The organism is Synechococcus sp. CCY9202, from assembly GCF_034931685.1.
Taxonomy (GTDB): Bacteria; Cyanobacteriota; Cyanobacteriia; order PCC-6307; family Cyanobiaceae; genus CBW1002.
In genome coordinates this window covers 1-1,382 of sequence record NZ_JAYGID010000017.1, presented here as the reverse complement: position 1 = coordinate 1,382, position 1,382 = coordinate 1, and the positions used below count along the sequence as shown (strand labels likewise).

Here is a 1,382-nt window from a genome sequence, read left to right as displayed (position 1 = left end):
GTACCCGTTCAGGGGCCGTGACGTAGCAGCGCAGCATTCCACCCCTGATCGTTGATCAACGAGCGACCACAGACACCACGATCGATGACAGCCGATTCAGGGATTCGGCAACAGCGATGGCATCTCGCCGCCGCGATGATGGGCGATCAAGGCCTGCTCCAGGAACTGCCAGATATCACGGCCCTGTTGCCGCAGGCTGGTGGTGACCGTGAGCAGCCTGCTGCGGCAGATCGCACCCTGACGGGATTGGACGCCATGGCTGATCTTGCGCTGAATCACCGAATGGCGCAGGGCACGCTCGGCGGCGTTGTTGGTGGGTTCGATGCCCTCGATCTCCAGAAACGTCCACAGCCCATCAGCCACCTGGAGCAACTGCCGGCAAGTGCCAACCGTTTTGGCCCACGGCGTTCGCTCGCCGCGCTGGTAGCCCAGCTCCACCACCCGCTGCAAGGTGGCTCCAAACGCCTGGCGGATCGGCCGGCAGCCCTGCTGCAACGTGGACCAGTCGATCGTTCCGTCTTTGTAGCGGTGCCACTGGGCAAACAGCTGCTGCTGCAGGCCCAGCAGCTCCGCTCCAATCTCACCGCTGGCGCCCTGACGGTCAGCGATGGCGGTGAGATCGCGGATCACGTGCGCCCAGCACAGCTGGCGCTGCTCCACCGGGAGATGGTTGTAGGCGGAGAAGCGATCGCTCACCACGATGCCGCCAAAGGCGTTCCCCAGCAGCTCGATCGCGGCGGCAGCCGAGCGGCTCAGGCTCTGGATGAACACTGTCACCCCCATGGTGGTCACCATGACCCACTCCCAGCCGCGCCTGTGCTCGGGGTTACCCCCGTCGGCATTACCGGTGGGGGCACCGGTTTCATCGACGTAGACCACCGACTGCTGACGGGCAAACGCAAGGGCCTCCTGCATGGGCTGCTCCAGTGCTGCGCTCAAGCGCTGGCGGATGGTGGCCATCGCTCCACGGCTGATCTTTACACCCAGCAGCTGATCCAAAAGCGCCTGGGTCTTGCTGAAACTCAACGGGAAGGCACTACCCAGCAGAGCCACCAGAGCACTGAGCCGGGGGCCGTGATGACTCGCTTCCACCTCCGCCGGTAATGAGGCACAGGTGCTGGTGGAACAGCAGGGGCACACCAGGCGGTGCAGCCGGTGTTCGATCACCACGGCTGTGATCGGTGGAATCTCGATCACCTGATGGCGCAGCGGCTCTGGATCCACGCCTTCCAGCAGCTGAGCGCAACGGCGGCAAGCTTGGGGGTGGTGCTCCACCACCTCATCCACCCGCTCGATCGGCAGCAGCTCCGGCCCGGATCCGGGATGGCCCGGCTGGCCGCCGCGCTTGCGGCCACTGCCCTTGCGCCGCTCTGGCGGCTTAA

Annotated in this window: 1 protein-coding gene; it reads right to left on the bottom strand. The window is 65.3% G+C overall.

Annotation, left to right across the window (positions count from 1 at the left end):
• Nucleotides 1-96: 96 nt before the first annotated feature.
• Nucleotides 97-1,382: IS66 family transposase (tnpC, locus tag VB777_RS01965; protein ID WP_323246751.1), on the bottom strand; the 1,286-nt coding region annotated here is incomplete at its 5' end.